The organism is Luteimicrobium sp. NPDC057192, assembly GCF_042670205.1.
Classification (GTDB): domain Bacteria; phylum Actinomycetota; class Actinomycetes; order Actinomycetales; family Cellulomonadaceae; genus Luteimicrobium.
Window position 1 is genome coordinate 94543 of record NZ_JBHUWD010000007.1, and the last position, 25639, is coordinate 120181.

At 74.4% G+C, this 25639-nt stretch carries 21 protein-coding genes; 20 read left to right on the forward strand and 1 reads right to left on the reverse strand.

From position 1 onward, the window contains the following. Positions 1–58 precede the first annotated feature (58 nt). From ACFT5B_RS05725 to ACFT5B_RS05785, 13 genes are all read left to right on the forward strand, one after another. Positions 59–1030, forward strand: coding sequence for an AAA family ATPase (locus ACFT5B_RS05725; protein ID WP_386797017.1), 972 nt, complete (start codon positions 59–61; stop codon positions 1028–1030). Positions 1031–1070: 40 nt separating this feature from the next. After that, positions 1071–2342: a DUF58 domain-containing protein gene (locus ACFT5B_RS05730; protein WP_386797018.1), complete on the forward strand. Its 1272-nt coding sequence runs from the start codon at positions 1071–1073 to the stop codon at positions 2340–2342. Beyond that, positions 2339–4801, forward strand: a complete 2463-nt coding sequence (locus ACFT5B_RS05735; protein WP_386797019.1) for a transglutaminaseTgpA domain-containing protein — start codon at positions 2339–2341, stop codon at positions 4799–4801. Before ACFT5B_RS05730 ends, ACFT5B_RS05735 begins: the two co-directional genes overlap by 4 nt. After that, positions 4798–6291 (forward strand): RDD family protein, encoded by a 1494-nt coding sequence (locus tag ACFT5B_RS05740; RefSeq protein ID WP_386797020.1) that lies wholly within the window; start codon positions 4798–4800, stop codon positions 6289–6291. Before ACFT5B_RS05735 ends, ACFT5B_RS05740 begins: the two co-directional genes overlap by 4 nt. Further along, entirely contained in the window at positions 6288–7190 is a 903-nt protein-coding gene (locus ACFT5B_RS05745; RefSeq protein WP_386797021.1) for a PP2C family protein-serine/threonine phosphatase, read from the forward strand. Before ACFT5B_RS05740 ends, ACFT5B_RS05745 begins: the two co-directional genes overlap by 4 nt. Then, on the forward strand, positions 7187–8995 hold the full coding sequence (locus ACFT5B_RS05750; protein WP_386797022.1) for an FHA domain-containing protein: 1809 nt from the start codon (positions 7187–7189) through the stop codon (positions 8993–8995). Before ACFT5B_RS05745 ends, ACFT5B_RS05750 begins: the two co-directional genes overlap by 4 nt. Further along, a complete protein-coding gene (locus ACFT5B_RS05755) occupies positions 8992–10797 on the forward strand; it encodes a protein kinase (RefSeq protein ID WP_386797023.1) in 1806 nt (601 codons plus the stop codon). Before ACFT5B_RS05750 ends, ACFT5B_RS05755 begins: the two co-directional genes overlap by 4 nt. Before the next feature lies 1 nt (position 10798). Further along, entirely contained in the window at positions 10799–11542 is a 744-nt protein-coding gene (locus ACFT5B_RS05760; protein WP_386797024.1) for a hypothetical protein, read from the forward strand. After that, entirely contained in the window at positions 11539–16056 is a 4518-nt protein-coding gene (locus ACFT5B_RS05765) for an FtsK/SpoIIIE domain-containing protein (RefSeq protein ID WP_386797025.1), read from the forward strand. The genes ACFT5B_RS05760 and ACFT5B_RS05765 overlap by 4 nt, the downstream gene beginning before the upstream one ends. 130 nt (positions 16057–16186) lie before the next feature. Beyond that, positions 16187–16489, forward strand: a complete 303-nt coding sequence (locus ACFT5B_RS05770; RefSeq protein WP_386797026.1) for a hypothetical protein — start codon at positions 16187–16189, stop codon at positions 16487–16489. Position 16490: 1 nt separating this feature from the next. After that, the gene (locus ACFT5B_RS05775; RefSeq protein WP_386797027.1) at positions 16491–17939 is read left to right on the forward strand and encodes a hypothetical protein; all 1449 of its coding nucleotides are present in this window, start codon (positions 16491–16493) and stop codon (positions 17937–17939) included. Between the two features lie 7 nt (positions 17940–17946). Beyond that, positions 17947–18558 carry a hypothetical protein gene (locus tag ACFT5B_RS05780; RefSeq protein WP_386797028.1) on the forward strand — a complete coding sequence of 204 codons (612 nt, stop codon included), beginning with the start codon at positions 17947–17949 and terminating at the stop codon, positions 18556–18558. Next, entirely contained in the window at positions 18555–19166 is a 612-nt protein-coding gene (locus ACFT5B_RS05785; protein ID WP_386797029.1) for a hypothetical protein, read from the forward strand. The genes ACFT5B_RS05780 and ACFT5B_RS05785 overlap by 4 nt, the downstream gene beginning before the upstream one ends. Before the next feature lie 21 nt (positions 19167–19187). On the opposite strand, the gene ACFT5B_RS05790 is transcribed toward ACFT5B_RS05785, so the two are convergent. Beyond that, positions 19188–19805, reverse strand: a complete 618-nt coding sequence (locus tag ACFT5B_RS05790; RefSeq protein WP_386797030.1) for a hypothetical protein — start codon at positions 19803–19805, stop codon at positions 19188–19190. A 156-nt stretch (positions 19806–19961) separates the two neighbouring features. On the opposite strand from ACFT5B_RS05790, the gene ACFT5B_RS05795 reads away from it, so the two are divergent. From ACFT5B_RS05795 to map, 7 genes are all read left to right on the forward strand, one after another. After that, complete coding sequence (locus tag ACFT5B_RS05795) at positions 19962–20702, forward strand: hypothetical protein (protein WP_386797031.1); 741 nt, start codon at positions 19962–19964, stop codon at positions 20700–20702. After that, positions 20699–20968 carry a hypothetical protein gene (locus ACFT5B_RS05800; protein ID WP_386797032.1) on the forward strand — a complete coding sequence of 90 codons (270 nt, stop codon included), beginning with the start codon at positions 20699–20701 and terminating at the stop codon, positions 20966–20968. The genes ACFT5B_RS05795 and ACFT5B_RS05800 overlap by 4 nt, the downstream gene beginning before the upstream one ends. Before the next feature lie 112 nt (positions 20969–21080). Next, positions 21081–21377 carry a WXG100 family type VII secretion target gene (locus ACFT5B_RS05805; protein WP_386797033.1) on the forward strand — a complete coding sequence of 99 codons (297 nt, stop codon included), beginning with the start codon at positions 21081–21083 and terminating at the stop codon, positions 21375–21377. Between the two features lie 91 nt (positions 21378–21468). Beyond that, complete coding sequence (locus ACFT5B_RS05810; RefSeq protein WP_386797034.1) at positions 21469–22089, forward strand: hypothetical protein; 621 nt, start codon at positions 21469–21471, stop codon at positions 22087–22089. Positions 22090–22369: 280 nt separating this feature from the next. Next, on the forward strand, positions 22370–23779 hold the full coding sequence (locus tag ACFT5B_RS05815) for an FAD-dependent oxidoreductase (RefSeq protein WP_386797035.1): 1410 nt from the start codon (positions 22370–22372) through the stop codon (positions 23777–23779). Between the two features lie 95 nt (positions 23780–23874). Beyond that, positions 23875–24762 carry a zinc metalloprotease HtpX gene (gene htpX / locus ACFT5B_RS05820; RefSeq protein WP_386797036.1) on the forward strand — a complete coding sequence of 296 codons (888 nt, stop codon included), beginning with the start codon at positions 23875–23877 and terminating at the stop codon, positions 24760–24762. Positions 24763–24790: 28 nt separating this feature from the next. Then, complete coding sequence (map, locus tag ACFT5B_RS05825) at positions 24791–25555, forward strand: type I methionyl aminopeptidase (protein ID WP_386797037.1); 765 nt, start codon at positions 24791–24793, stop codon at positions 25553–25555. Positions 25556–25639 lie beyond the last annotated feature (84 nt).

Sequence of the window (25639 nt, forward strand, 5' to 3'; positions counted from 1 at the left end):
GTCGGCCCGGCGCCGTCCCCGACCCCGACCTCCGACCAGAGAAGACAAGGACCGAACGATGACGATGACACCCGAGCAGTCCGCGTGGTTCGCGCAGACGTTCGACCGCCTCGCGGGCAACGTCGGCCAGGCCGTCCTGGGCAAGCCGACGACCGTCCGCCTCGTGCTCACGTGCATGCTGGCCGAGGGGCACGTGCTCCTCGAGGACGCCCCGGGCACCGGCAAGACGATGCTGGCGCGCTCCATCGCGGCGTCGGTGCAGGGCAGCCACAGCCGCATCCAGTTCACGCCGGACCTCCTGCCGTCCGACGTCACGGGCGTGACGATCTACGACCAGAAGACCGGGGCGTTCGACTTCCACCCGGGCCCGGTGTTCGCGTCGATCGTGCTCGCGGACGAGATCAACCGCGCCTCGCCGAAGACCCAGTCGGCGCTCCTCGAGGTCATGGAGGAGGGCCGGGTCACGGTCGACGGCGTGCCGCACTCCGCGGGCCGCCCGTTCATGGTGATCGCGACGCAGAACCCGATCGAGCAGGCCGGGACGTACCGGCTGCCCGAGGCGCAGCTCGACCGCTTCCTCATGAAGACGTCGCTCGGCTACCCGGACCGCGCGGCCGCCGTCGAGATCCTTGCGGGTTCGGCGCAGCGCGACCGCTCGGCGGCGCTCGCGCCGATCGTCACGACGCAGGCCGTCGCCGAGATGGCGGACCTCGCGGCGACGGTCCACGTGGACCCGGCCGTGCTCGACTACATCGCGGGTCTCACGGAGGCGACGCGTGGCGTGCCCGAGGTGCGCCTGGGCGTGAGCATCCGTGGCGCGCTCGCGATGACGCGCTGCGTCAAGGTGTGGGCCGCGAGCCAGGGCCGGAACTACGTGCTGCCCGACGACGTCAAGCAGCTCGCGCTCCCCGCGTGGGCGCACCGCATCGTGCTCGACCCGGAGGCGGAGTTCACGGGCACGACGACGGAGGGCGTGCTCGCGCGCGTCCTCGCGGACGTGCCGGCGCCGCAGGAACGTCAGACGGTCTGAGCCGCGAGGCCGCGGGAGGACTCCGAGAGGGATGGCAGGGATGGCGAGAACGAGGTCGAGACGCCTGGCGCGCGTGGTCGCGCCCGCGCGTGACGCGGTGGCGCCCGTCGTCGAGGCGCTGACGCCTGCGGCACGCACGGTCGCGAGGTGGGCGAGCCCGGTGACCGACGTCGTGAGCCCGCTGGGCTGGACGGTCGGCATCGGCACGCTGCTCGCGTGGTGGGCGGGGCTGCACTACCGCTGGGCGGAGCTCGTCGTGCTGGCCGTCGTCGGCACGGTCGAGCTGCTCGCCGCCGTGGCCTTCGTCCTCGGGCGGTTCCAGTACGCGGTCGACCTCGACCTCGCCGGCCACCGGGTCGTGGTGGGGGAGCGCGCGGTCGGCCGCATCCAGGTGACCAACCCGACGTCGCGCCCGCTCCTGCCCGCGGTGATGGAGCTGCCGGTGGGCGCCGGTCTCGCGAGCTTCCCGGTCCCGCGGCTGCGGGGCGGCGCCGTCCACGAGGACGTGTTCGCCGTGCCGACGCGACGCCGCGCCGTCATCCCGGTCGGCCCGGTCCGCTCGGTCCGCGCCGACCCGCTCGGGCTGCTGCGCCGCCAGGTCGACTGGACGGACGCCGAGAAGCTCTACGTGCACCCGCGGACCACCGGGCTCACGGGGTCGTCGTCGGGCTTCCTGCGCGACCTCGAGGGCCGGACCACGCAGGACCTCTCGAACTCGGACGTGTCGTTCCACGCACTGCGCGACTACGTCGCGGGCGACGACCGCCGGCACGTGCACTGGAAGACCACGGCCCGCACCGGCCAGCTCATGGTGCGGCAGTTCGAGGAGACGCGCCGCTCGCACCTCGCGGTGATCCTGTCGACGCGGACCGAGGACTACGCGCACGCCGACGAGTTCGAGCTCGCGGTGAGCGTCTGCGGGTCGCTCGGCCTCCAGGCGATCCGGGAGGACCGCGGCCTGACCGTCCTCAGCAACGACACGCAGCTGCGCGGCGACTCGCGCGCGCGCCTGCTCGACGACCTCGCCGGCGTCCAGACGCGGTCGCTCGCCGAGGGCATCGCCCAGCTCGCGCGGGGCGCGTCGCAGTCGGTCGCGGACGCGTCCGTCGTCGCGGTCCTCGTGGGCAGCCGGGTGTCCCCGGCCGACCTGCGCGCCGCGTCGGCGCGCCTCCCGCAGGACGTCCGGGTCATCGCGCTCCGTTGCGTGCCCGGGGAGTCGGCGGCCCGCCGCAACATCGCGGAGCTCGTCGTCCTCACCATCGGCTCCCTCGAGGAGCTTCCGTCGGCGATGAGGCGGGTGACGGGCTCGTGAGCCGCAAGACCTCCTTCGCCCCGCCCGCGGCCGACGCCAGGCAGCGTCCGGCACCGCGCGGCGACCGCTTCCCGCACGACGACCCCCGGTACACGGTCCCCCGCGCGCGCACGGGCGCCGGCATGCTCGACCTGCTGGCGCTCGTCGTGATGCTCGGCGTCGTGATCCTCGGCTTCGAGCCGGTCTGGGGGAGCCAGGGCTACCTCGCGCCGGCCGTCGGCGGCGCCCTGCTCGGCCTGCTCGTCGCGTGGGTCGGCGCCGCGTTCCGCTGGTCGACGCTGGCCGTCGCGGCCGCGACGATCGTCGTCTACTTCGTCGCGGGCGGCGCGCTCGCGCTCGGCGGCTCGACGGTCGCGCACGTCGTGCCGACGGCCGAGACGGCGCGCGGCCTGCTGCGCGGCGCCGTCTTCTCGTGGAAGTCGTTCGTGACGACGGCGCCCCCGCTGTCGTCGTTCCCCGACCTGTCGCTGGTCCCGTTCGTGCTGCTGCTGCTCACGAGCGTGCTCGCGGGCACGATCGCCTGGCGCGCGAGGCGGCCGGTGTGGGCTCTCGTCCCGGTCCTCGCCGGCCTCGTCGGCGCGATCCTGCTCGGCACGATCGTGCCGTCCCACCCCGTCGTGCAGGGCACGGTGCTCGGGGTCACCGCGCTGCTGTGGTCGGCGTGGCGGACGACCGACCGTCGTCTGCGTGACCGCGAGACCAGCAGCGAGGCCTCGGAGGAGGCGCTGCGCCGTCTGACGATGCACCGCGCCCGCACGGGCGCGATCGTGCTCGCCGTGGCCGCGGCGGCAGCCGTCGGGCTCGGGCCGCTCCTCGCGCCGGACCACGGCCGCGTCGTGCTGCGTGAGGACGTCGTCCCCCCGCCGGACCTGCACGAGTACGTGACCCCGCTCGCGTCGTTCCGCCACTACGTCAAGGACCAGAAGGACGACGCGCTGCTCACGGTCTCAGGCCTGCCGGCCGGTGCCCGCGTGAGGCTGGCGACCCTCGACGCGTACGACGGCATCGTCTACTCGGCGACCAGCGACGACCGCAGCTCGGGCTCGTTCGTGCGCGTCGGCGCCAAGGTCGCGTCGGACGCCACGGGCACCCCGGTGAGCCTCGACGTCCAGGTCAAGGGCTACTCCGGCCCGTGGATCCCGGACCTCGGAGCCCTCACCGGCATCACCTACGGCGGCGACCGGGCCAAGGACCTCGGCGACGGCACCTACTACGACGCCGTCACCGGGACCGCCCTCACCACGGGCCTGCTGCGCGCGGGCGACTCGTACACCCTGGACGCCGTGGAGCCCACGCCGACCAAGGAGGCGGACCTCAAGGGCGTCCCGATCCAGAAGCTCGACCTGCCGCAGCCGACGAACGTCCCGGCGTCCGTCCAGGCGAAGGCCGAGCAGTTCGTGGGCGGCGCGACCGACCCGCTGACGCAGCTCCAGCGCCTGCGCGACGCGCTCCTCAAGAGCGGCACGTACTCGAGCGCGATCGGCGACCAGCCGCCGTCGCGGCCCGGCCACTCGGCGGACCGCATCGACACGCTCCTCGCGGCCGAGACGATGGTCGGCGACGACGAGCAGTTCGCGGTCGCGTACGCGCTCATGGCGCAGTCGCTCGGGATCCCGGCGCGCGTCGTCATGGGCGTCTACCCGGACGCGAAGGACGGCTGGAAGCCCGGCACCGACTTCACGGCGCTCGGCAGCGACGTCCACGCCTGGGTCGAGGTCCCGTTCGAGGGCAAGGGCTGGGTCGCGTTCGACTCGGTCCCGCCGGAGAACAACAAGGTCCAGACCCAGCCGCGCAGCCAGCAGGTCCCCAAGCCCCCGGTCCTCCAGGACCCGGAGCCGCCGGCCGAGCCCGACCAGGCGGACACCGCGAAGGCCAAGGACGACAAGAAGAAGGAGAAGGACCAGGACGGCACGCCGTTCGACTGGGGTCACGCGATCGCCGTCGGTGCGGCCGTGACGATCCCGCTCGTCCTGATCCTGCTCCCGTTCGTCCTGGTGCTCGGCTACAAGTCGCGTCGCCGCCTGCGCCGCCGGCGCACCGGCGCACCGGCGGACCAGATCTCGGGCGGCTGGCACGAGGTGCTCGACGCCGCCGTCGACCTGGGGCACCCGGTGCCCGCGGGCGCGACCCGCCGCGAGACGGGCACGGCGCTCGACGCCGCGTACCCGGCCGCGGGGACGCTCACCCTCGCGCACTCGGCGGACGCCAGCGTCTTCGGGGAGGGCGAGCCGTCCGACGTCGACGTCGAGGCATACTGGGGCGGCATCGAGGCCGCGGTCGCGCAGATGCGGGCGTCGGTCCCGTGGCGCAAGCGCGTGGCCGCACGGTTCTCGCTGCGGTCCGTCCGGAGGACGGGCCGGAAGACCACGACGAAGGCGGTCGCGGACGACCCGCTCACGCCTCAGCCCGACTCGCGGCGCCGCCGCCGTGGGTCGCGACCCTCGGGAGAAGCACGATGAGCCCCGTCACCCTCTGCCCGCGCTGCGGCGCTGCCGTCGCACCCGGGGTCGCGCAGTGCCCCTCGTGCGGCGCGGCGGTCGCCGGCGCGATCCCGTCGCCGAACACGACGGAGCCGATGCTGCTGCCCGGTGCGCGGCCCGCCCCGGGGCACCCGGGGGCGGCCGTGCGGCAGGTGTCCGTCCCGACGGCGCTCACGGCGCACACGCTGCCGGGCTTCCCGGTTCCGGGCCCGGCCGCGCCCGATCCGGCCAACCCGGTGGGGGCGCCCCTGGGCCGCCGCGTGCTGGCCTGGCTGATCGACGCGATCATCGTCGGGATCCCCTCGTGGATCGCGGTCGCCGTCATGCTGCCGGGGATCCTCGACAAGAGCGCCGACGCGGCGTCGGGCACGACCGCCTTCACCCCCTCCGACCTCTTCCCGCTGCAGGCCCTCGTGTGGGGGCTGATGCTCGTCGCCGGGCTCGTCGTGGTGGGGATCGAGGGCGCGACCGGCCGCACGGTCGGCAAGCTCGCCCTCGGGCTGCGCACGCAGGACGTCGCGACCGGCCTCCCGATCGGCGTGGCCCGGGGGATCGTCCGGGGTCTCGTGTTCGGCGCGTTCATGCTGGTCTGCTGGGTCGGCGAGCTCCTCGTGCTCCTCAGCCCGGTGTTCGACTCGAGCCCGCGGCGCCAGGGCTGGCAGGACAAGGCGGCACGCGCCGTCGTCGTGCGGGTCGAAGCGGTTGCTCCCGCGGCGCGCCCCCTCGCGTCCGCGGCGGCGGCCCCGGCGCCGCCCGCTCCGACGCCTCCCGCGGCCGCCCCGGCCGCAGCCGCGCCCTACGCCGGGGTGCCGCCGTTCACCCCCGCGCCCTACGGCACGGCGCCGCAGGCGCCGGCGCCGTCCGCCACGTCGACGACGTCGGGAGGCTGGGCGCCTCCGGCTGCCCCGGCGCCCGGCGCAGCCGCCCCGGCCGCGCCCGCGGCGACCGGCATGGTCACGGGAGTCCCCGGAGCCGGCGCGCCCGCCGCGCCGCAGACGCCCGCACCGCAGTCGCCCCAGGCCGCGTGGACGGGCGGCCCGGCCGCACCGGCCGCCGCCGCCGGGCCGGGCTTCGACCTCGGTCTCCCGGACGGCTCGACCGTCCGGGTCACCGGACCCACGCTGCTCGGCCGCGACCCGGCGGTCCCGCCGTCGCAGACCGGCCCGGCGCCCCAGCTCGTCCCCGTGCCGGACCCGGGACGCTCCGTCTCCAAGACGCACGCCGAGCTCGGCGTCGACGCGCACGGCCTGTGGCTCGTCGACCGCGGCTCGACGAACGGGACGACGGTCGAGGTCCCGGGCGCTACGCCGGTGAAGGCGACCCCCGGTCAGCAGGTGCGTGTCCCCGCGGGCGCGACGGTCCGGCTGGGCGACGCCGCCGTGCTGGTCCGCGGCGACGGCCCCGACGTACCCGACGAGTCGACGGTCATCAGCTCGCGCCGCCCTCCTTCGGGTGGGGGCTCGTGGTGAGCGAGTCGGCGCCGGTGTCGGTCCGGTGGGGCGCGGCTTCCCACCGCGGCGCGCGGCGCAAGCTCAACGAGGACTCGTACCTGGCGTCGCCGTCGGCGTTCTTCGTCGCGGACGGCATGGGCGGCCACGAGGCCGGCGAGGTCGCGAGCGCGATGGCGATCGACGCCCTGCGGCCGCTGTCGTGGCTCAACGTCGTCACCGCCCAGGACGTCAAGGAGCGCCTGCACGTCGCGCACGACGACGTCTCGGGCATCGCGGCACCCGAGGGCCGGGGCGCCGGGACGACCCTCACGGGCGTCGTCGTCTCCGAGCAGGACGGGCTGCCGTACTGGCTCGTGGCGAACGTGGGCGACTCGCGCACCTACCACGTGGTGGAGGGCCGGCTCGAGCAGATCAGCGTCGACCACTCCGAGGTGCAGGAGCTCGTCGACGCGGGCGCGCTGACGCCCGCGCAGGCGGCGCGGCACCCGCGCCGGCACGTCGTGACGCGGGCGCTCGGCGCGGCGGCGCGCCCCGACGCCGACTACTGGTACCTGCCGCTCAGCACGGGCGACCGCCTCCTCGTGTGCTCGGACGGCCTCACGACCGAGCTCGACGACGACCGCATCGCGACCCTGCTCCGCGCGAACGCGGAGCCGCAGGCCGCGGCGGACGCGCTCCTCCAGGCGGCCCTCGCCGCGGGCGGGCGCGACAACATCACCGTCCTCGTCGTCGACGCCGTCGACGCGGGACCCGACGCGGAGAGCACGGCGCCCCGTGCGACGCACGTCCCGTCCCCGCCGCCGCCCGACGAGAACACGCGTCCGCGGCAGGACGGGGTGCCGGAGCAGCCGGCCGCCGTGGGGACGCACGAGCAGACGGCGGCAGCGGCGGCCGTCACGACCGGAGGAGAGGCATGAGCGGGTCGACCGGGGCTGGACCTGCGCGCACGGCGCGCTACGTGCCGGGGGCGGGCAACGTCGTCGTGCGGGGGGACGTGCTCGTCGCGCTCCCGTACGCCCCGGCGGACCGGTCCGCGGCGGTCTGGGACGCGCTCGACGGTGCCGCCGGCGTCATGGACGCCCTGCAGGTGCTGTCGAGCACGTTCGACGCCGGCCTGGCGGCGCTGCCGCCGTTCGCCGTGGTCGTCCTGACGTCGGGCGGCCGGGCGCACGTGCTCGTGCGCGGTGACGTCGAGGTGCGGGTCGACGGGCACGACGGGCCGACCGACCTCCACGGCCGCGACGTGTCGACGTGGACCGAGCGTGCCGTCGAGGGCGTGGAGGGCGTCAGCGTCCGGCTGGGCACCTCGGCCGGTACGGGCGCCAAGACCGACGACGCACCGACGACGCTCCCGCTCGTGGGCGGCGTCGTCCGCGCGAAGGCCGTGAGCTGGGGCTCGGACCGGTGGGTGCACGACGCCGCGACGTCGGGCGAGGCGCACGCCGCGGCTGCGGCCGGGATCCCGCCCGTGGAGCCGGTGGCGCCTCACGCCGAGGACGCCGCCGGCGACGTCGCGAAGACCGCCGCCCCGACGACCGGCGTCCCGACGACCGGCGTCCTGACGACCGGCGTCGCCGAGCGCGACGCCGCGAAGACGCCGGACCTCCCCGCCCTCGTGACCGCGGTGCCGGGGCTCGGCGCGGCGTCCGAGCTGACGCTCGCGCCCATGGAGACGATCGCCCCGGGCTCCGACGCGACCGAGGAGCCCACGGAGGACGTCGTCGAGCCCGCCGGGGACGCGCCCGGTGGCTCGACCGACGCCGACGCCGAGGCGCCCGCCGCCGCGACGGAGCCCGAGACGGCCCCCGCGGACGACGCGCCGCCGGCCGCGGACCAGCCCGTCGCGGACGAGTACGAGTCCCTGTGGGAGACCACGATCCACCGGTCGGTCGAGGAGGCCGCGGTCCGGCTCGAGGAGTCGGACGAGGAGGACGACGCCGCCCCGGTGACGGCCCTCGTCTCGGGCGTCCCGCGCGACTTCGCGCCCGTGCCGCCCGCTCCGGCCCCGCCGTCCGCCGCCCCGCCCGCGGCACCGGCCGCCGAGCCGGCCGCGAGCCCGGCCGCGGGCGGTCCGGACGGCTTCGACCACGACGGCCACACGGTCATGGGCTCGTCGGTCTCCGACCTGCGCGCCGTGGCCGCGGCAGCCGCGGCCCAGCTCGCGGCGTCGGGTGAGCTCCCGGCGTTCGCCGCCGGGCCCGGCGCGGCCGTGCCGGCCGCCGAGCAGCCGGTCGCCGGCCCGCCGCTGGTCGCGCGCCCGTGCCCGTCCGGCCACGCGAACCCGCCGTCGCGCGAGCACTGCGCGAGCTGCGGCGCGCCGCTGTCGGGGCAGACGCAGACCGTCGCGCGCCCGCCGCTCGGGCGCGTGCGCGTCACGACGGGCGAGGGCGGCGACCCGCAGGTGTTCCCGCTCGACCGGCCGCTCGTCGTCGGGCGGCGGCCGCGCTCCCCGAAGGGCGCGGGCGGGGGCGGTGAGGCCTCGCTGCACCGCATCGTCACGGTGGCGAGCCCCCAGCAGGACATCTCGCGTTCCCACGTCGAGGTCCGGCTCGAGGGCTGGAACGTGCTCGCCGTCGACCTCAACACGACCAACGGCACGACGCTGCTGCGTCCGGGCCAGTCGCCGCTGCGCCTGCACCCGGGCGACCCGCAGCTCGTCGTCTCGGGGGACGTCGTCGACCTGGGCGACGGCGTGACGCTCGCCTTCGAGGAGGTTCCGTGAGTCCCCGCCGCAACCCGACCGCGCCTCCCGCGATCCCGGGCTTCGAGCACGTCTCGCTGATCGGGTCGGGCGGGTTCTCGGACGTCTTCCTGTACGAGCAGAAGCGACCGCGTCGGCGCGTCGCGATCAAGGTCCTGCTCCACGAGTGGGCGAACGCGCAGCAGCGCGCGGCGTTCGACGCCGAGGCGGACCTGATGGCCCGCCTGTCGACGCACCCGTCGATCGTCACGATCTACGAGGCCGACATCGCGTCCGACGGGCGCCCGTACCTCGCGATGGAGTACTGCTCGCGCCCGAGCCTGGGCACGCGGTACCGCACCGAGCGCCTCGGCGTGGCGGAGTGCCTGCGGGTGGTCGTGCAGATCGCGGGCGCGGTCGAGACGGCGCACCGTGCGGGCATCCTGCACCGCGACATCAAGCCCGCGAACATCCTCGGCACCGACTACGGGCACCCGGTGCTCACGGACTTCGGCATCTCCTCGACGCTCGACGACGTCACGCGCGCCGAGGGCCTGTCGATACCGTGGTCCCCGCCCGAGTCGTTCGCCGACCCGCCCGTCGCGGGCGTCGGCACGGACGTGTGGGCCCTGGGCGCGACGCTCTACTCGTTCCTCGCGGGCCGGTCGCCGTTCGAGGTGCCCGGCGCCTCGAACGGCAGCGCGGACCTCGTGCAGCGGATCGCCGGCGCGCCCCTGCGGCCCACGGGCCGGTCGGACGTGCCGGAGTCGCTCGAGCGCGTCCTCGCGACGTCGATGGCGAAGGCACCGACGTCGCGGTACCCCTCGGTGCTGGACTTCGCGCGCGCCCTGCAGCAGGTGCAGATCGAGCTCGCGCTCGGCGTGACCCCCATCGACCTGCTCGGTGACAACGGCGTCGTCGCGTTCGACTCGACCGACGACGGCCCGGACGACGCGGACGACGAGCCCGGGACGCGCCTGCGCGGCGTCGTCTCGATCGACCCGGCGCCCGCACCGTCTGCCGGTCCCGTCACGCCCGTGGGCCGGCCCCAGTACGCCGCCCGCACGGACGACGCCGTCGGCCCGGTCGAGCGCCTGGGCTCCGGCCCGCAGGCGCGCGCCGTGCCGCCGTCGTTCGACGTGGCGGCCGCCCCGGCCCGCCCGGCCCCACGCGAGCCCGAGCGGCTCGCCGTCATCGACGCGAGCGGGCCGGCCCCCCGCACCGTCGCAGCGGACGCAGCGGCGCGCACCCGGCCCGTCTCCGCGCCCGAGCCCGTGTGGGCCGCGGGGAGCGGCTCGCTGCTCTCGTCGGGGGCCCCGGAGCCCGTCGAGGACACGGTCCTGCGCATAGCGCCCGCGGAGGAAGCCGCCGAGCCGGTCGTCGAGGCGCCGCGCAAGCGCCCTGGCTGGCAGGTCGTCGCGGCCGTCGTCGCGCTGCTCGTGCTCGCGGGCGGCGGCGCCACGGCGTACGCGCTGACGCGTCACCACGCGACCGCGACGCCGCAGGAGTCGGCTCCGGCCCGGGAGCACCCGGCGGGCACCGAGGACGACGGCCCGCCGAACGACAACATCGGCGACCTGGTCCCGTCGGTGACCAAGCTCAAGGGCACCGCCGACAAGGGCGGGAAGACGGCGACGTTCACCTGGGACTACCAGGGCAAGGACGGCGACACGTTCATGTGGCGGACGGTCACCGCCACGACGACCGGCAAGGCGCAGCCGACGTCACAGCCCAAGGCCGTCGTGCCGCTCGGCGCGGGCGGGAACGTGTGCATCAGCGTGACCGCGGTCCGGGAGGGCAAGCCGTCCATCGAGCCGACGAGCGCGTGCCTGAAGGGGGACTGACATGGCGGGGCTCCGCATCGAGTTCTGCGGCGAGTGGTTCGAGGCCGACCCGGAGGGTGCCTTCGAGATCGGCCGCGACGGCGACCTCGAGGTCGACGACAACCCGTACCTGCACCGGCGCTTCCTCGTCGTGACGCACGAGCACGGCATGTGGTGGCTGTCGAACGTGGGCACGCTCCTGTCGGCGACGGTGTGCGACGAGTCGGGGGGCGTGCAGTCCTGGCTGTCGCCGGGGACGCGACTGCCCATCGTGTTCCCGCGCACCACGGTCGTGTTCACCGCGGGCCCGACGACGTACGAGCTGCAGGCCGAGCTCGACGACGCGCCCTACGCGGACGTCCACACCGACGAGCTGCGCGGGCTGGGCGACCGCGACGCCGCGGAGGCGACGATCGGGCTCGTGCCGTTCACGACGAGCCAGCGCCAGCTCATCGTCGCGCTCGCGGAGCCCCTGCTCCGGCGGGGAGGCACGGGGCTGTCGGAGCTGCCGTCGTCGGTCGACGCGGCCCGCCGCCTCGGCTGGACGACGACCCGCTTCAACCGGAAGCTCGACAACGTCTGCGACAAGCTCGACCGGATCGGTGTCAAGGGTCTGCGCGGCGGACCCGCGTCGCACGCGAAGAACCGCCGCGCCCGCCTCGTCGAGTACGCGGTCGCGAGCCGCCTGGTGACGTCCGACGACCTGCCCCTGCTCGATCTCGACCCTGCCGACGCGCTCGCGGACGGCTCCGGAGAGGACCGATGAGACTCAAGCTGACGCTCGTCCGCACGCAAGGCACCAGCGACGACGTGGTCGTGACCGCGGACGCGGCGACCACCGTCGCCGACGTGGCACGGACGATCGCCCGGGTGGACCCGCACGGTCCGATGGCGGCCGCGGGAGGTGCGGGGTGGGGCCCGCAGGGCGGCCCGACCCTGACGCTGCAGGCCCAGCTCCCCGGTCAGGAGCGACCCGTGGTGCTGCCCCCGGACGTCCCGGTGGGCGAGGCGTGGATCGGCTCGGGCGCCGCGGTCGCGGTGATCGACGGCCGCCAGCACCGGTCGGGTGCGGCCGTGGGCCAGGCGCCGGCGCGCGTGGCGGTGCAGGTCGTCGAGGGCCCGGACGCGGGGCTGCGGGTCGAGCTGCCCGAGGGGAGCTGGACGATCGGCCGCGCGCCCGAGTGCGACGTGCGCCTCACCGACGCGCTGGTCTCCAAGCGGCACGCACGCCTCGACGTGGCGCGCGGGATCGAGCTGGTCGACCTCGGGTCGGCGAACGGCGTCGAGATCGACGGCGGCCTGGTCCAGCGGGTGCGCGTCGACGCGCAGGTGCGCCTGTCGGTCGGCAACACCGTGATGGTCGTGGAGCCCGTGGCGGGCACCGTGCTGTCGGGGGTCGAGGCGTCGGCGGGGCCGGTGCCGTTCAACCGGTCGCCGCGCGTCGAGCCGCGCTTCGCGGGCGTCGAGCTCACCGCGCCGGACGCGCCCCCCGAGGAGGAGCGGTCGCCGTTCCCGCTGCTCGGGATGATCGCGCCGCTGCTCATGGGCGGCGCGATGTTCCTGTTCACGCACAACCCGACGTCGCTGATCTTCGTGTTCATGACGCCGCTGATGCTCGTCGGCAACTTCACGACCCAGAAGAAGCAGAAGGTGCGGCGCCGACAGCGCCTGGTCGAGCGGTTCGACGAGCGCCTCGAGGGCCTCGCGGGCTCGCTCGCCACGCAGGCGAAGGCCGAGCACGAGGGCCGGCTCGCGGAGGCGCCGTCGACCGCGGCGACGCTCACGGACGCGGTGCGCCGCGGCCCCATGCTGTGGACCCGCCGCCCCGAGCACTGGTCCTTCCTCAACGTGCGTCTCGGCGTCGGCGCGATGCCGAGCCGGACCGTCGTCAAGCAGGGCGGCCGCGGGGACCTTCTGCCCGAGTACACCGAGCGCCTCGACACGCTGATCGAGCGCTACCGCACGGTCCCCGGAGTCCCGGTGATCGAGAACCTGCACGACGCCGGCGCGCTCGGCATCGCGGGCGGCCCGACGTTCACGCTCGGGACGCTGCACGCGCTGCTCGTCCAGCTCACGGGCCTGCACTCGCCGTCCGAGCTCGCGGTCGCCGCGATCGTGAGCCCCGCGTGGACGCGCCAGCTCGGCTGGCTGACCTGGGTGCCCCACACGTCGTCGCCGCAGTCGCCCGTGACCGGGCCCCACCTCGCGGACTCGCCGTCGAGCGCGGGGGTGCTCCTCGCCGAGCTCGAGGGCGTCATCCAGTCGCGGCTCGCGAAGAGCGGCGTGCGCCGCCGCGGCGCCATGAAGGTCGACGACGGCGCGCTCGACCGCGGCGCGACCGTCGGCAAGGACGAGGAGGGCACCAAGGCGCCGCTGCCGGCGATCGTCGTGGTGATCTCCGACGACGCCGACGTCGACCGCGCCCGCCTCACCCAGCTCGCGGAAGCCGGGGCCGACGCGGGCGTGTACCCGATCTGGCTCGCGCCCAGCGTGGACCGGCTGCCCGGCGCGTGCCGCACCTACCTCGAGTACGACGCCGCGGGCGCCGCCTCGGTGGGCCTCGTGCGGCTCGGTGAGCGCATCGAGTCGGTGGACGTGAGCGCCGACGTCGTCGACACCCAGAGCGCGTACGACTACGCGCGGCGCATGGCCCCCGTGTTCGACGCGGGCGCGATCGTCGAGGACTCGAGCGACCTGCCCCGCTCGGTCTCGCTCGTCACCCTGCTCGGGCACGACATGGCGGAGTCCGCGGACGCCGTCGTCGACCGGTGGCAGCAGAACCAGTCCGTGCACGACCGCACCCCGGGCGCCGAGCCGAAGCGCCGCAAGGCGGGCACGCTGCGCGCGATCATCGGGTCGGCGGGCGTCGACGCCATGCAGCTCGACCTGCGCTCGCAGGGCCCGCACGCGCTCGTCGGCGGGACCACGGGTGCCGGCAAGTCGGAGTTCCTGCAGGCCTGGGTGCTCGGCATGGCGGCCGAGTACAGCCCGGACCGCGTGACGTTCCTGTTCGTGGACTACAAGGGCGGCTCGGCGTTCGCGGACTGCGTCCAGCTGCCGCACTGCGTGGGCCTCGTGACGGACCTGTCGCCCCACCTCGTGCGCCGGGCGCTCACGTCGCTGCGCGCCGAGCTCCACTACCGGGAGCACCTGCTCAACCGGAAGAAGGCCAAGGACCTGCTCGAGCTGGAGAAGCGCGGCGACCCCGAGTGCCCGCCCGCGCTCGTCCTCGTGATCGACGAGTTCGCCGCCCTCGTGGGCGAGGTCCCCGAGTTCGTCGACGGCGTCGTCGACATCGCGCAGCGGGGCCGTTCGCTCGGGATCCACCTGATCATGGCGACGCAGCGTCCCGCGGGCGTCATCAAGGACAACCTCCGCGCCAACACGAACCTGCGTGTCGCCCTCCGCATGGCGGACGAGCAGGACGCGGTGGACGTCGTCGACGTCGCGGAGCCGGCGCACTTCGACCCGGGCCTGCCGGGCCGCGGGCTCGCGAAGACCGGCCCGGGCCGCCTCCAGGTGTTCCAGTCCGCGTACGCGGGCGGCTGGACGACGCGCGAGCCCGACCGGCTCGACGTCGAGGTCGCCGAGCTCCGGTTCGGCGGCGAGGTCCGCTGGGAGGAGCCCGAGGGCGAGAAGGTGCCCGAGCTCGAGGACCTCGGGCCCACCGACCAGCAGCGGCTCGTCCGCGCCGTGGTGAGCGCCTCGGAGCGCGCCGGGATCCCGGCGCCGCGGCGGCCGTGGCAGGACGAGCTCGCCTCCACGTACGACCTCGCGCGCCTGCACCAGCGGACGGACACCGAGCTCGTGCTCGGCGTCGCGGACCGCCCGGACCAGCAGGTCCAGGTGCCGGTGTACTTCCTGCCCGACGTCGACGGCCACCTGGGCGTCTACGGCACGAGCGGCGCGGGCAAGTCGACGACGCTGCGCACGCTCGCCGCGGCCGCGGGCATCACGCCTCGCGGCGGGCCCGTGCACGTCTACGCGCTCGACTTCGCCGCGGGTGCGCTGCGCATGCTCGAGACGCTCCCGCACGTCGGTGCCGTCATCAACGGCGACGACTCGGAGCGCGTCGTGTCGCTCTTCCGCACGCTCCGCGCCGAGCTCGAGCGGCGCGCGGAGGTGTTCGCCGCGGCGAACGCGTCGAGCATCGCCGAGTACCGCCGCATCACGGGGCTGAAGGACACCCCGCGCATGCTGCTGCTGGTCGACAACCTGCCCGAGTTCCGCGACCAGTACGAGGCCGGCGGCGGGCGGATGGAGTGGTTCGACGTCTTCCGGGACATCCTCGCGAACGGCCGCCAGCTCGGCGTGCACGTGGTGTTCACGGCGGACCGCTCGGGCGCCGTCCCGACGTACGTGCGCTCGCTCGTCCAGCGCAACGTCCTGCACCGCCTCGTCGACGACGGCTACCTCGCGTTCGGGGCGCCGCGCGACGTCATCACCGCGACGTCGCCGAACGGGCGCGCCATCGTCGACAACGTCGAGGTCCAGATCGCGGTCCTCGGCGGCACGGCGGCGGTCGCGGAGCAGGCGGCGGCGACCGCGCGGCTCGCGGACGCGATGCGCCGCGCGGGGGTCGGCGCGGCGCCCGCGGTGCAGGTCGTCCCCGCCGAGTACCCGGCGTCCCGGCTGCCCGCGAGCGTCGGGGGGCTGCCGGTCCTGGGTCTCGACACCGTGACGCTCGAGCCGGCCACGTTCACCCCGGAGGGCGCGATGCTCGTCGCGGGGCCGCCGGCGTCGGGCCGCACGAACGCGCTCACCTGGCTGGTGCGCTCGGTCCTGCGGGCGGACCCGGAGGCGCGCGCGTACTTCGTCGGGCCCGCCCGGTCGACGCTCGTGGGCTCGCTCCCGTGGGCCGAGACCGCCGGGACCGTGGACGCCGCCGCGTCGCTGCTCGCGGACCTCACGGCAGCGCTGACGGACGAGGACACCGACGGCCGGATCGTCGTCGTGATCGAGTCGATCAACGAGTACCTCCAGTCCACGGCCGACCGGGCGATCGTCGAGCTCGTGAAGGCCGCACGGTCGAGCCGGCACCTCGTGATCGCGGACGGCGAGACCTCGGCGTGGAACGCGTCGTGGCCGCTCTTCGCGGAGGTCAAGGCGGCCCGCCGCGGCCTGCTCCTGCAGCCCGACCCGATGGACGGCGAGTCGCTGCTGCGCACCGCGATCCCGCGGGCGCCGCGCAGCGAGTTCCCGCCCGGACGCGGGGCCTGGGTGGCGCGCGGCAAGGCGGTCCGGGTCCAGCTCCCGTTCGTCCTCGACGAACCGGCGTGACCTGCCGCGCCGACGCGATGGGGAGTCCTCCCCATCGCGTCGGCGTCGGCGGCTGGTCTAGCGTGCGTCGCGGGACGTGACGTGCGAGCCCGTGAGGCACGGGTGACGACGACGAGAGGGGTGGGGGATCGTGGCCGGAGGGTACGACCTGCAGCTCGACATGGGCGCTCTGCGCCAGCTGGCGGAGGACCTGAAGAAGGTCGAGGCCGAGTTCAAGGACGCGGACGACCGCTCCGAGGACGCCGCCGACGCGACGGGCCACGACGGCCTGCGCGGCGAGGTCCAGGACTTCGCGGACAAGTGGACCGTCAAGCGCGAGAAGATGCTCGAGAACGTGACGAAGCTCCAGGGCATCATCCAGCAGATCGTGGACACGTTCACCCAGGTCGACAGCGAGCTCGCGAAGGCGCTCGAGCAGAAGGCGGAAGGCTGAGATGGGCGACCACCAGTACGGCAAGATCCAGGGCAACCCGGACCTCGTCGGCAAGAAGGCCAAGGCCTACCAGGAGGTCGCCAACGCGATCCAGCGGTCCACCGCGACGCTCGACGAGATCGCGAACCAGATCGAGCAGAAGTCGCTCGCGATGGACAAGACCCGCGAGCTCGCCCGGGACGTCTCGTCGGACATCGGCAAGGCCCTCGACCGCTACCGCGAGACCGGTGACGCGCTGGCCGCGTACGCCCCGGCGCTGCGACAGGCCCAGGACGACGGCGACCCGTGGGTGGCGCAGATCGCGCACCTCGAGGGCTCGGTCCAGAGCGCGCGGACCACCGAGTACTACGCGCAGGGCAGCGAGCAGTCGACGTCGAGGTCGTCGTCCGCGACTCCCGAGGAGCTCGCCGAGGCGCGGCGCACCGCGCACAACGCGACGCGGGACCGCGAGAACCTGGAGGCGTCGCTCGAGACGGCCAAGAGCAAGTGGCAGGCCGCGGAGGACGCCAAGAACCGCGCCGCCGAGACCGCGAAGTCGAAGATCACCGACGTCGTCTCGGGCGAGAACGTGCACGGGCTCAAGGACGGCTTCTGGGACAAGGTCGGGCACGTCCTCAAGCAGCTCTACAAGGTCTTCAAGGTGATCTGCGACGTCGCGGGCATCCTGGCGATCTTCCTGTCGTGGGTGCCGATCCTCGGCCAGGTGCTCCTCGTGCTGGCGGCGATCGGGTCGATCCTGCAGATCGTCGAGACGATCGTGAAGTTCCACAAGGGCGAGATCGGCTGGGGCGGCCTCCTGCTGGGGGTCGGCATGGGCGTGATCGGCCTCTTCGGCGGCAAGCTCGCGGGCACGCTGACCAAGGTGGCGAAGTCCCGCGCGATCGTGAACGCCGCGGGCCGCACCAACTCGATGACCCGCCTGGCGACGCGCCTCGGCGGCGGGGACCTGGCCAAGGGCACCCAGATGATCACCGAGGCCAACCAGGTCGCGCGCAACTCGGACAAGCTCCTGAGCGTGAAGTCCGTCCTCAAGTCGCCGTTCGTCCGCTCCGACGCCATGCGGAACCTCTACCAGCTGAAGGACGCCGGCCAGGTGACGTTCAAGGAGGGGCTCAAGTACGCGGCGAAGGACGCGTTCGTGTTCCCGCTCAAGAGCCCGCTGGGCAAGTCGTCCGAGCTGCTGCGCAACCCGGTGCTGTTCCACAACGCCGACAAGATCGCGGGCGCCGCGGTGTCGATGCACCTGGTGAACTTCGGCGTCGGCGCCTACAAGGGCGCCAACGGCGCGATCGCCGCGTACGGCGGCGACAACGGTTGGACGACGTTCAACTCCACCGTCGGCCTCGCGAGCCCCGTGACGGACGGGCCGTACGTCCAGCTCGCGCAGGTGCCGGGCAAGATCGTGGACTGGGGAACGAAGACCGCCGACGCGTTCGACCGGATGGTCTGAGGTCACGATGGCTGGACGGATCAGGGAGTTCGGGCTCGGGCTGCCCGAGGGGTGGTACGAGGTGCCGTCGGGCGACGTCGCGCCTGCGTGGGCGGCGGACGTCGCGGAGCGCGCCCTCGCCGGCCGCGCCGCGCCGGACGGGGCCGTCGCGGCCCTCGCCGCCGCGCTGCTCGACGTGAAGGACGCCGTCGACGCGACGGACCTCGAGTTCGCGCACACCGCGGCGCTCGTCGAGACGACGGGTCTGCCCGTCGTCCAGGCGATGCTGACCGTCGTGGTGGGCCGGCAGGTCTCGGAGCCCGAGTACCTCGAGCAGCTCGACCACGTCGCCGAGGGCGTCGAGGGCGCGTCGGTCGTGGGTCGTCAGCCGATCGAGGCGCACGTCCCGGCCGGGGCGGTGCGGGGAGCCCACGTCCTCGTGGGGCACCTGCGCGAGGACGAGGACGAGGTGGGCATCCAGCTCGAGGAGAGGGTCCACCTGGCCGTCTTCCCTGAGGGCAGCCCGGACCTGGTGGACGTCACGGGGATCGCGGCGAGCGTGGGGGTCTTCGCCGACTTCCCGACGTTCGTCGTCGGACTGCTGGAGGCGCTCGAGGTGACGACGGGAGCGGGTTCGTGACGACGACACGGCAGGTCCGGATGGCGCCGGAGGACATGACGATCGTCCTGCCGGGAACCTGGACGCGGGTGCCGCTCGATGACCCGGAGACGACCACGGCGTTCGTCAAGCGGTTGGTCAAGCGCCAGGTCGGCACGGCCGACCGGCTGGCCCGGGCGCGGCGCGACACGGTCCAGGACCTCGTCTCGAACGCGGGGCAGGCCGTCGGGATCGGCGTCCACACGTACCTGATGTCGCTCGAGATCCTGCCGGGCGTGCCGTTCCCCGCGGCCCTGCTCTTCCTCGACGTCGACTGGCCGGACGAGGCGCGCGACGCGCGGGACGCCGGTGACCTCGAGGCCGCGCTCGCCGCGGGGTTCGAGGACGCGGAGCTCGGGGAGGCGCGGTTCGGCCCGTTCGCCCGCCGCACCGAGCTCGTCGAGCAGGAGGTCGGCGGCGAGACCCTCCTGACGCTGCGCCTCGAGTACGTCGTGCCCTACCCGGACGGTTCGAGGGTGCTGCTCGCGCGGGCCAACGTGCCGAACATCCCGCACGCCGAGCCGTTCGCGCTCCTGTTCAACGAGATCATCGACTCGATCACGTTCCCGTCGCCGCAGCCCGCGGCGTGACCGGTCGTCGGCGGGGCGGGGTCAGGCCTTCCCGTCGGCCTTGAGCTGGTCGAGCTCGGCCTGGAGCTGCGCGACCTGCCGCTTCGCGAGCGCGGCCCGCTCGGGGTCCGCCTTCTCCCACAGCCCCTCGAGCTCCTTGCGCGCGGCGGGGTCCGGCTTCGCTGCGCGCCACGCGAGATCGTGGACCCGCCGCTCGGACCGGGGGTCGGCGGCCAGCACGGCCGCGACCTGGCGCGCCGAGTCGGGCGTGCTGGGTCGCGCGCGGTCCGCCGCGCGCCGCAGCGCCTCGTCCGTGCTGCCGGCGCCGGCGGCACGCGCCTGGGCGCGTGCGACGAGCCGGTACAGCGCGAGGCTGATCGGCGTCACGAGGAGGCCGATCGTCATGCCGGACGCGATCCGCCAGGGGAGTGACGCGGGGCTCGTCGTGAGCGTCACCGCGACCGCGAGGACCACCCAGATCGCGACCCACCAGTACCCGATCTGCTCGGTGGCCCGGTACCAGCGGGGGACGGGTCCGGCGAAGCCGTCGAGCGCCGCGTCGACCCGGACCACCGCGTCCGACGGGTCGGCGCCGCCGGGCGCGACGACGATCGGTCGGCCGGACCTCGTCCCGGTCACGAGCCAGCTCACGTCTGCCACCGTCATCTCCCTCGACGTGTCGGGCGCTCCGATAGGGTGCTCCGGACACCCTAGACGGTCGGCCCTGCCGCGTCAGGTGCCGCGTCGGCCGCGTCGGCCGCGCCGGAGCCTGCGAGGCGAAGGCGGCCGGCAGCGGACCGAGTGGAGGGAGCCGGCATGACCGAGCTCGCGGAGGACCCGCGCGCGGTGGCCCGTCGGCGCGTCCGGCCCGGCCCCGCCGCGGTGGCGCTGCGCCCGCTCGGCTACCTCGGCATCGGCGTCGTGTGGTGCGTCGTCCTGCTGGTGGCGGTGCTCGTCCTGGTGGGGTCGGTCGCCTACGTCCTGACCGACGACCAGCTCGTCGAGGGCATCCGTGACCGGTTCTCCACCCCGGGCGGCGTGGCGGGCGAGGTGCTCGTCATCATCCCGATCCTCACGGTGGTGATGGGTCCGGTCGCGGCCTGGCAGCTGCCGACGGCGTCCTGGCCCTTGATGGTGCTGTCCTTCACCTTCGCGGTGCGCTCGGTGCGCCCGTCGTACGCGGCCGAGAAGCTCTCGTACACGTCGACGGCGCCGGCCGGCACGTCCTTCGGGCCGCCGACGACGAGCGACCTCGCCATGTCGCTCCAGCCGCTGCGCCGCAGCCGGTTCACGGACGCCGTGATGCGCTTCTACGTCGCGGGGTGGACGCTCGACGGCGCCATGTTCGTCGCGATGCTGCCGGCCGGGCTCGCGTGGACGACGGTGGTCGTCGGGCTGTTCCCGGGCCTCTCTCGCCCTGTGCACGTCGCGTTCCTCGCGCTCAGCGTGGTGCTCGTGCTGGCGTCCGTCGTCCTGGGCGTGCGCGCGTTCCGGAGGCGCTTCCCGGCGGTGCCCCGCGGTGGGCTCGCGGACGAGCCCGCGGGCGGCGCGGCATGAGCCGGCGCGAGGCTCCCGGTCCCTGGCAGCTCGCCGTCGCCGGCGCCCTCGGGGCGGCGGCGATCGGGCTGGTCGTCGCAGTCACGGTCCGGCTGGTGCGGGACGGCGCCGGCACGGGCGACCCGCTCGACGTCTTCCGCGCGCTCGGCGACGGGCTCTCCGACCCGACGACGTGGCAGGTGGTCGGCTGGTGCGCCCTCGGGGGCGCCGTCGTGTCGGGCGTCGTCGGGGCGCTCGGCCGGCGGCGGCGCGGCGGCCCCCGGTAGCGCTGGGGAAGGCATGGGGAGTCCTCCCCATGTCGGCGACGCGGAGGTGCCCGATACGGTGGGGCCAGTCGGGCCGCAGGGGCTCGCGAGGACCGAACCAAGGAGCTTTGTCATGGCGAACGTGAACGTCACCTACGACGAGATGCGGAACGCTGCGGGGCAGCTGCGCAACGGCCAGCAGCAGCTGACGGACACGCTGCAGCACCTCAAGCAGCTCGTGGACAACCTCGTCGCGGGCGGGTTCGTCACCGACCAGGCGTCGGGGGCCTTCCAGTCGTCCTACGAGCAGTTCACCCACGGCACGACGCAGGCCGTCTCGGGCATCGAGGGCATGGCGCACTTCCTCGAGCAGGCGGCGCAGACGCTCCAGGACGTGGACTCGCAGCTCGCCTCGGGCATCCGCGGCTGACACGGCACGACGACGGCGGGGCGGTGGCATCGAGCCACCGCCCCGTCGTCGTGCATCCACCGGCGGGCGGAGCGGAAGGGGAGGACGGCGCATGAACGAGGACGTGAGCCGGCGCAGGAGGCTGTACCTCGTGGGGGTCGCGATCGTCTCGGTCGCGGCGATCTGGCGTGCCGTCTACCTGGTGCGGACCGGGAGCCCGTCGGGCGTGGTCATCCTCGTCGCGATCGCCGTGATCGCCCTGATCGTCGTGGTGACGCTCGTCCTGCAGGTGCGCCGGATGCGCGGGGTCGCGCGGCGCGTCGCTCAGGCGCGCCCCGGTGCAGCCGTCGTCCCCGCCCTCGCGGCCGCAGAGCTGCGCACCGTCGCGGAGGCGCTGCACGTGTCCGTGCGCGGGCTCGGCGGGGTCGGCGGCACGCCCGTCGCCCTCGCGAGCCTGCCGGACCGCATCGAGGTGTGGGTCGGCCGTGACGCGGCCCCCCGGTGGGCGCTGCCCCGCGACGCGGTGCGCGAGGTCGGGGTCCAGCCGGCGGGCTACGGCGCGAGCCAGGTGGACGCCGTCTGGGTCGGTGCGCGGACCGGGCGGCTCTGGAACGGACCGGACACGGCGGCCGTCGTGCTGCCGGCGTACCGGCCGCTGCGCGCCATGTTCGGCGGACGGGTCGGTGACGACCTCGGACGTGCGGTCGCCGCGCTGACCGAGCAGCCGCGCTGACGGGAGCCGGCCCGACGACACATTGGTCCGGTTCCTGAGACGCCCTATCCAGCGGGCGAGACGGACGCCACACTGGTCGGGCGGGGCAGGCGTCCTAGACTCAGGGGAGCAGCACTCGGGCGACGCCGCCGCGACCCGGTCGCCGGGCGCTCGAGCCCCCACCCGTTGCCGGGCCCGTCCTCCGGCGGGCGAGCGGCAGCGGTCCGCGGACGGCGTCCGAGCACCACGGTGTCCGAGAACCCGACGTCCGAACACTCCAGCACGGAAGGCGTCTTACCACGTGAGCAGCAACCGGCCCTTGCGCGTCGCCGTCGTCGGCGCGGGCCCCGCAGGCATCTACGCGTCGGACATCCTGTCCAAGACCGACCTCGACGTGAGCATCGACCTCTTCGAGCGTCTGCCCGCGCCGTTCGGCCTCGTCCGTTACGGCGTCGCACCGGACCACCCGCGCATCAAGATGATCATCGACGCGCTGCACAAGGTGCTGGGTCGCGGCGACATCCGCCTCATCGCGAACGTGGACTACGGTGTCGACCTCAAGCTCGACGACCTGCGCCAGTTCTACGACGCGGTGATCTTCTCCACGGGGTCGATCCGGGACGCGGCGCTGCCGATCCCCGGCATCGACCTGCCCCGCTCGTACGGGGCCGCCGACTTCGTGTCCTGGTACGACGGCCACCCGGACGTGCCGCGCACGTGGCCGCTCGACCAGCAGAAGGTCGCGGTGCTGGGTGCGGGGAACGTCGCGCTCGACGTGGCGCGCGTCCTGTCGAAGCACGCCGACGACCTGCTGCCCACCGAGATCCCGGCCAACGTGTACGAGATCCTCAGGTCGAGCCCGGTCACGGACGTGCACGTCTTCGCGCGCCGCGGCCCGGCGCAGGCGAAGTTCTCGCCGCTCGAGCTGCGCGAGCTCGGCCACGTGCCCGACGTCGACGTGATCGTCTACCCGGAGGACTTCGAGTTCGACGACGGCTCGATGGCCGCGATCAGCTCGTCGAACCAGACCAAGCAGGTCGTCAAGACCCTCACGGACTGGACCCTCAAGGACCCGGCGTCGCTCACGGCGTCGCGCCGCCTGCACCTGCACTTCCTGCACGCGCCGGCCGAGGTGCTGGGCGACGAGGAGTCGGGCGTCACCGGTCTGCGGACCGAGCGCACGCGCCTCAAGGGCGACGGGACCGTCGAGGGCACGGGCGAGTTCCACGACTGGGAGGTCGGTGCCGTGTACCGGGCCGTCGGCTACTTCGGGTCGCCCCTGCCGGAGATCCCGTTCGACGAGCTCAAGGGCGTCGTGCCGAACCGCGAGGGCCGGGTCATCGACATCGACGGCGAGCACATCCCCGGCGTCTACACGACGGGCTGGATCAAGCGTGGCCCGGTCGGCCTCATCGGCCACACGAAGTCGGACGCGTCGGAGACGATCCGTCACCTGGTCGAGGACGCGACGGGCACGCCCGGCGAGGACGGGGTCCCGACGACGCCGCTCAACGAGGCCGCGCACGGCGACCCGCAGGCGGTCCTCGACTTCCTCGCCGAGCGCGGTGTGGACGCGATCGACTGGACCGGCTGGCTGCGCCTCGACGAGCACGAGCGCACGCTCGGCGAGCCGCACGGGCGCAAGCGCATCAAGGTCGTGCCGCGCGACGAGCAGGTGGCGATCGCGCTCGAGCGCGCGTCGGAGGCCTGAGCCCCCGATCAGCGCCTGTGACCTCGAAGGCCGGCGGGGCGTCGTCCACCGACGACGCTCAGCCGGCCTTCAGTCTGCCCGGGTAACGTGAGGCCATGGGACACCGTCACTTCAACGGCCTCAAGACCGCGCTGCTCTTCGGCGTGCTGTGGGCCGTCCTGCTCGCGATCTGGGCGCTGTTCTTCCGCAACTCGGTCGGCATGCTGTGGTTCTTCGTGTTCCTCGGCCTGGCCTCGACCGCGTACGGGTACTGGAACTCGGACAAGATCGCGATCCGCTCGATGCAGGCCTACCCGGTCACCGAGCAGGAGCAGCCCGTCATGTACCGCGTGGTGCGTGAGCTGTCGGCGCGCGCCAACCAGCCCATGCCGAAGCTCTACGTGTCGCCCACGCAGGCGCCCAACGCGTTCGCGACGGGCCGCAACCCCCAGAAGGCGGCCGTGTGCTGCACCGAGGGGATCCTCCAGATCCTCGACGAGCGCGAGCTCCGCGGGGTCCTCGGGCACGAGCTCATGCACGTGTACAACCGCGACATCCTCACGTCGTCCATCGCGGCCGCGGTCGCGGGCGTCATCACCTCGCTCGCCCAGTTCCTGCTCTTCTTCGGCGGGGGCGGCGACCGCCGCGACAACAACGGCAACGCGATCGCAGCGATCGCCCTGGCGATCCTCGCGCCGCTCGCCGCGACCGTGATCCAGCTCGCGATCTCCCGCACCCGCGAGTACGACGCCGACGAGGACGGCGCTACGCTGACGGGCGACCCGATGGCGCTGGCCTCGGCGCTGCGCAAGCTCGAGAGCGGCACGCAGGCCGCCCCGCTGCCCGCCGACCAGAAGCTCGTCGACGTCTCGCACCTCATGATCGCCAACCCGTTCAAGGCCGGCGCCGTCTCGAAGCTGTTCTCGACCCACCCGCCCATGGCGGACCGGATCCAGCGCCTCGAGGCCATGGCCGGGCAGCAGGGTGGCATCACCTACTACTGAGCACCTCGACCGACTGGAGCGCACGCCCGTGGCACTGAAGACCCCTGGTGAGATCGACGGAATGCGGGAGGCGGGGCGCGTCGTCGCCCGCGCCCTGCAGGCGTGCCGCGAGGCGGCCGCCGTCGGGGTGACCATGAAGGAGCTCGACCAGGTCGCCCGCGACGTCATCTTCGGTGCGGGCGCCACCTCGCCGTTCCTGAACTACCACCCGTCGTGGGCGCCGACGCCGTTCCCGGGCGTGATCTGCGCGAGCGTGAACGACGAGGTCGTCCACGGCATCCCCACGGACTACGCGATCGCCGACGGCGACCTCGTGAGCATCGACTGCGGCGCGACCCTCGACGGCTGGACGGGCGACGCCGCGGTGTCGTTCGTCGTCGGGAACGCGCGGCCCGAGGACCTCGAGCTCATCGCCACGACCGAGCGCGCCCTCGAGGCGGGCATCGCGGCGTCGACCGTGGGCAACCGCATCGGGGACATCGGCTACGCGATCGACAAGATCGCCCGCAAGGCCCGCTACGGCAACCTCGAGGACCACGGCGGCCACGGCATCGGCCACACCATGCACGAGGACCCGTTCATCCCCAACGAGGGCCGCCGCCACAAGGGCGGCGAGCTCCGCGCGGGTATGACGATCGCCATCGAGCCCATGTTCATCCTGGGCGGCTCGGGCGCCTACCGGTACGGCGACGACGGCTGGACGCTCCTGTCCCGCGACGGCGGCCGCGCCGCGCACGTCGAGCACAGCATCGCGATCACGGACGACGGTCCCGTGATCCTCACCGCCCTCTGAGAACGGGGCCCCGAGCCCGGCCCCACCGCGCGCCGTCCGCCCACCTTCCTGGCCGAACACGGGATCGCCGCCCGTCCGCTGACG

Excerpts from the sequence above, each read along its gene's own strand:
- ACFT5B_RS05725 (WP_386797017.1), top strand. The coding sequence starts at position 59 with ATGACGATGACACCCGAGCAGTCCGCGTGGTTCGCGCAGACGTTCGAC.
- ACFT5B_RS05730 (WP_386797018.1), top strand. The coding sequence starts at position 1,071 with ATGGCGAGAACGAGGTCGAGACGCCTGGCGCGCGTGGTCGCGCCCGCG.
- ACFT5B_RS05740 (WP_386797020.1), top strand. The coding sequence starts at position 4,798 with ATGAGCCCCGTCACCCTCTGCCCGCGCTGCGGCGCTGCCGTCGCACCC.
- ACFT5B_RS05750 (WP_386797022.1), top strand. The coding sequence starts at position 7,187 with ATGAGCGGGTCGACCGGGGCTGGACCTGCGCGCACGGCGCGCTACGTG.
- ACFT5B_RS05760 (WP_386797024.1), top strand. The coding sequence starts at position 10,799 with ATGGCGGGGCTCCGCATCGAGTTCTGCGGCGAGTGGTTCGAGGCCGAC.
- ACFT5B_RS05765 (WP_386797025.1), top strand. The coding sequence starts at position 11,539 with ATGAGACTCAAGCTGACGCTCGTCCGCACGCAAGGCACCAGCGACGAC.
- ACFT5B_RS05775 (WP_386797027.1), top strand. The coding sequence starts at position 16,491 with ATGGGCGACCACCAGTACGGCAAGATCCAGGGCAACCCGGACCTCGTC.
- ACFT5B_RS05780 (WP_386797028.1), top strand. The coding sequence starts at position 17,947 with ATGGCTGGACGGATCAGGGAGTTCGGGCTCGGGCTGCCCGAGGGGTGG.
- ACFT5B_RS05795 (WP_386797031.1), top strand. The coding sequence starts at position 19,962 with ATGACCGAGCTCGCGGAGGACCCGCGCGCGGTGGCCCGTCGGCGCGTC.
- ACFT5B_RS05800 (WP_386797032.1), top strand. The coding sequence starts at position 20,699 with ATGAGCCGGCGCGAGGCTCCCGGTCCCTGGCAGCTCGCCGTCGCCGGC.
- ACFT5B_RS05805 (WP_386797033.1), top strand. The coding sequence starts at position 21,081 with ATGGCGAACGTGAACGTCACCTACGACGAGATGCGGAACGCTGCGGGG.
- ACFT5B_RS05810 (WP_386797034.1), top strand. The coding sequence starts at position 21,469 with ATGAACGAGGACGTGAGCCGGCGCAGGAGGCTGTACCTCGTGGGGGTC.
- htpX (WP_386797036.1), top strand. The coding sequence starts at position 23,875 with ATGGGACACCGTCACTTCAACGGCCTCAAGACCGCGCTGCTCTTCGGC.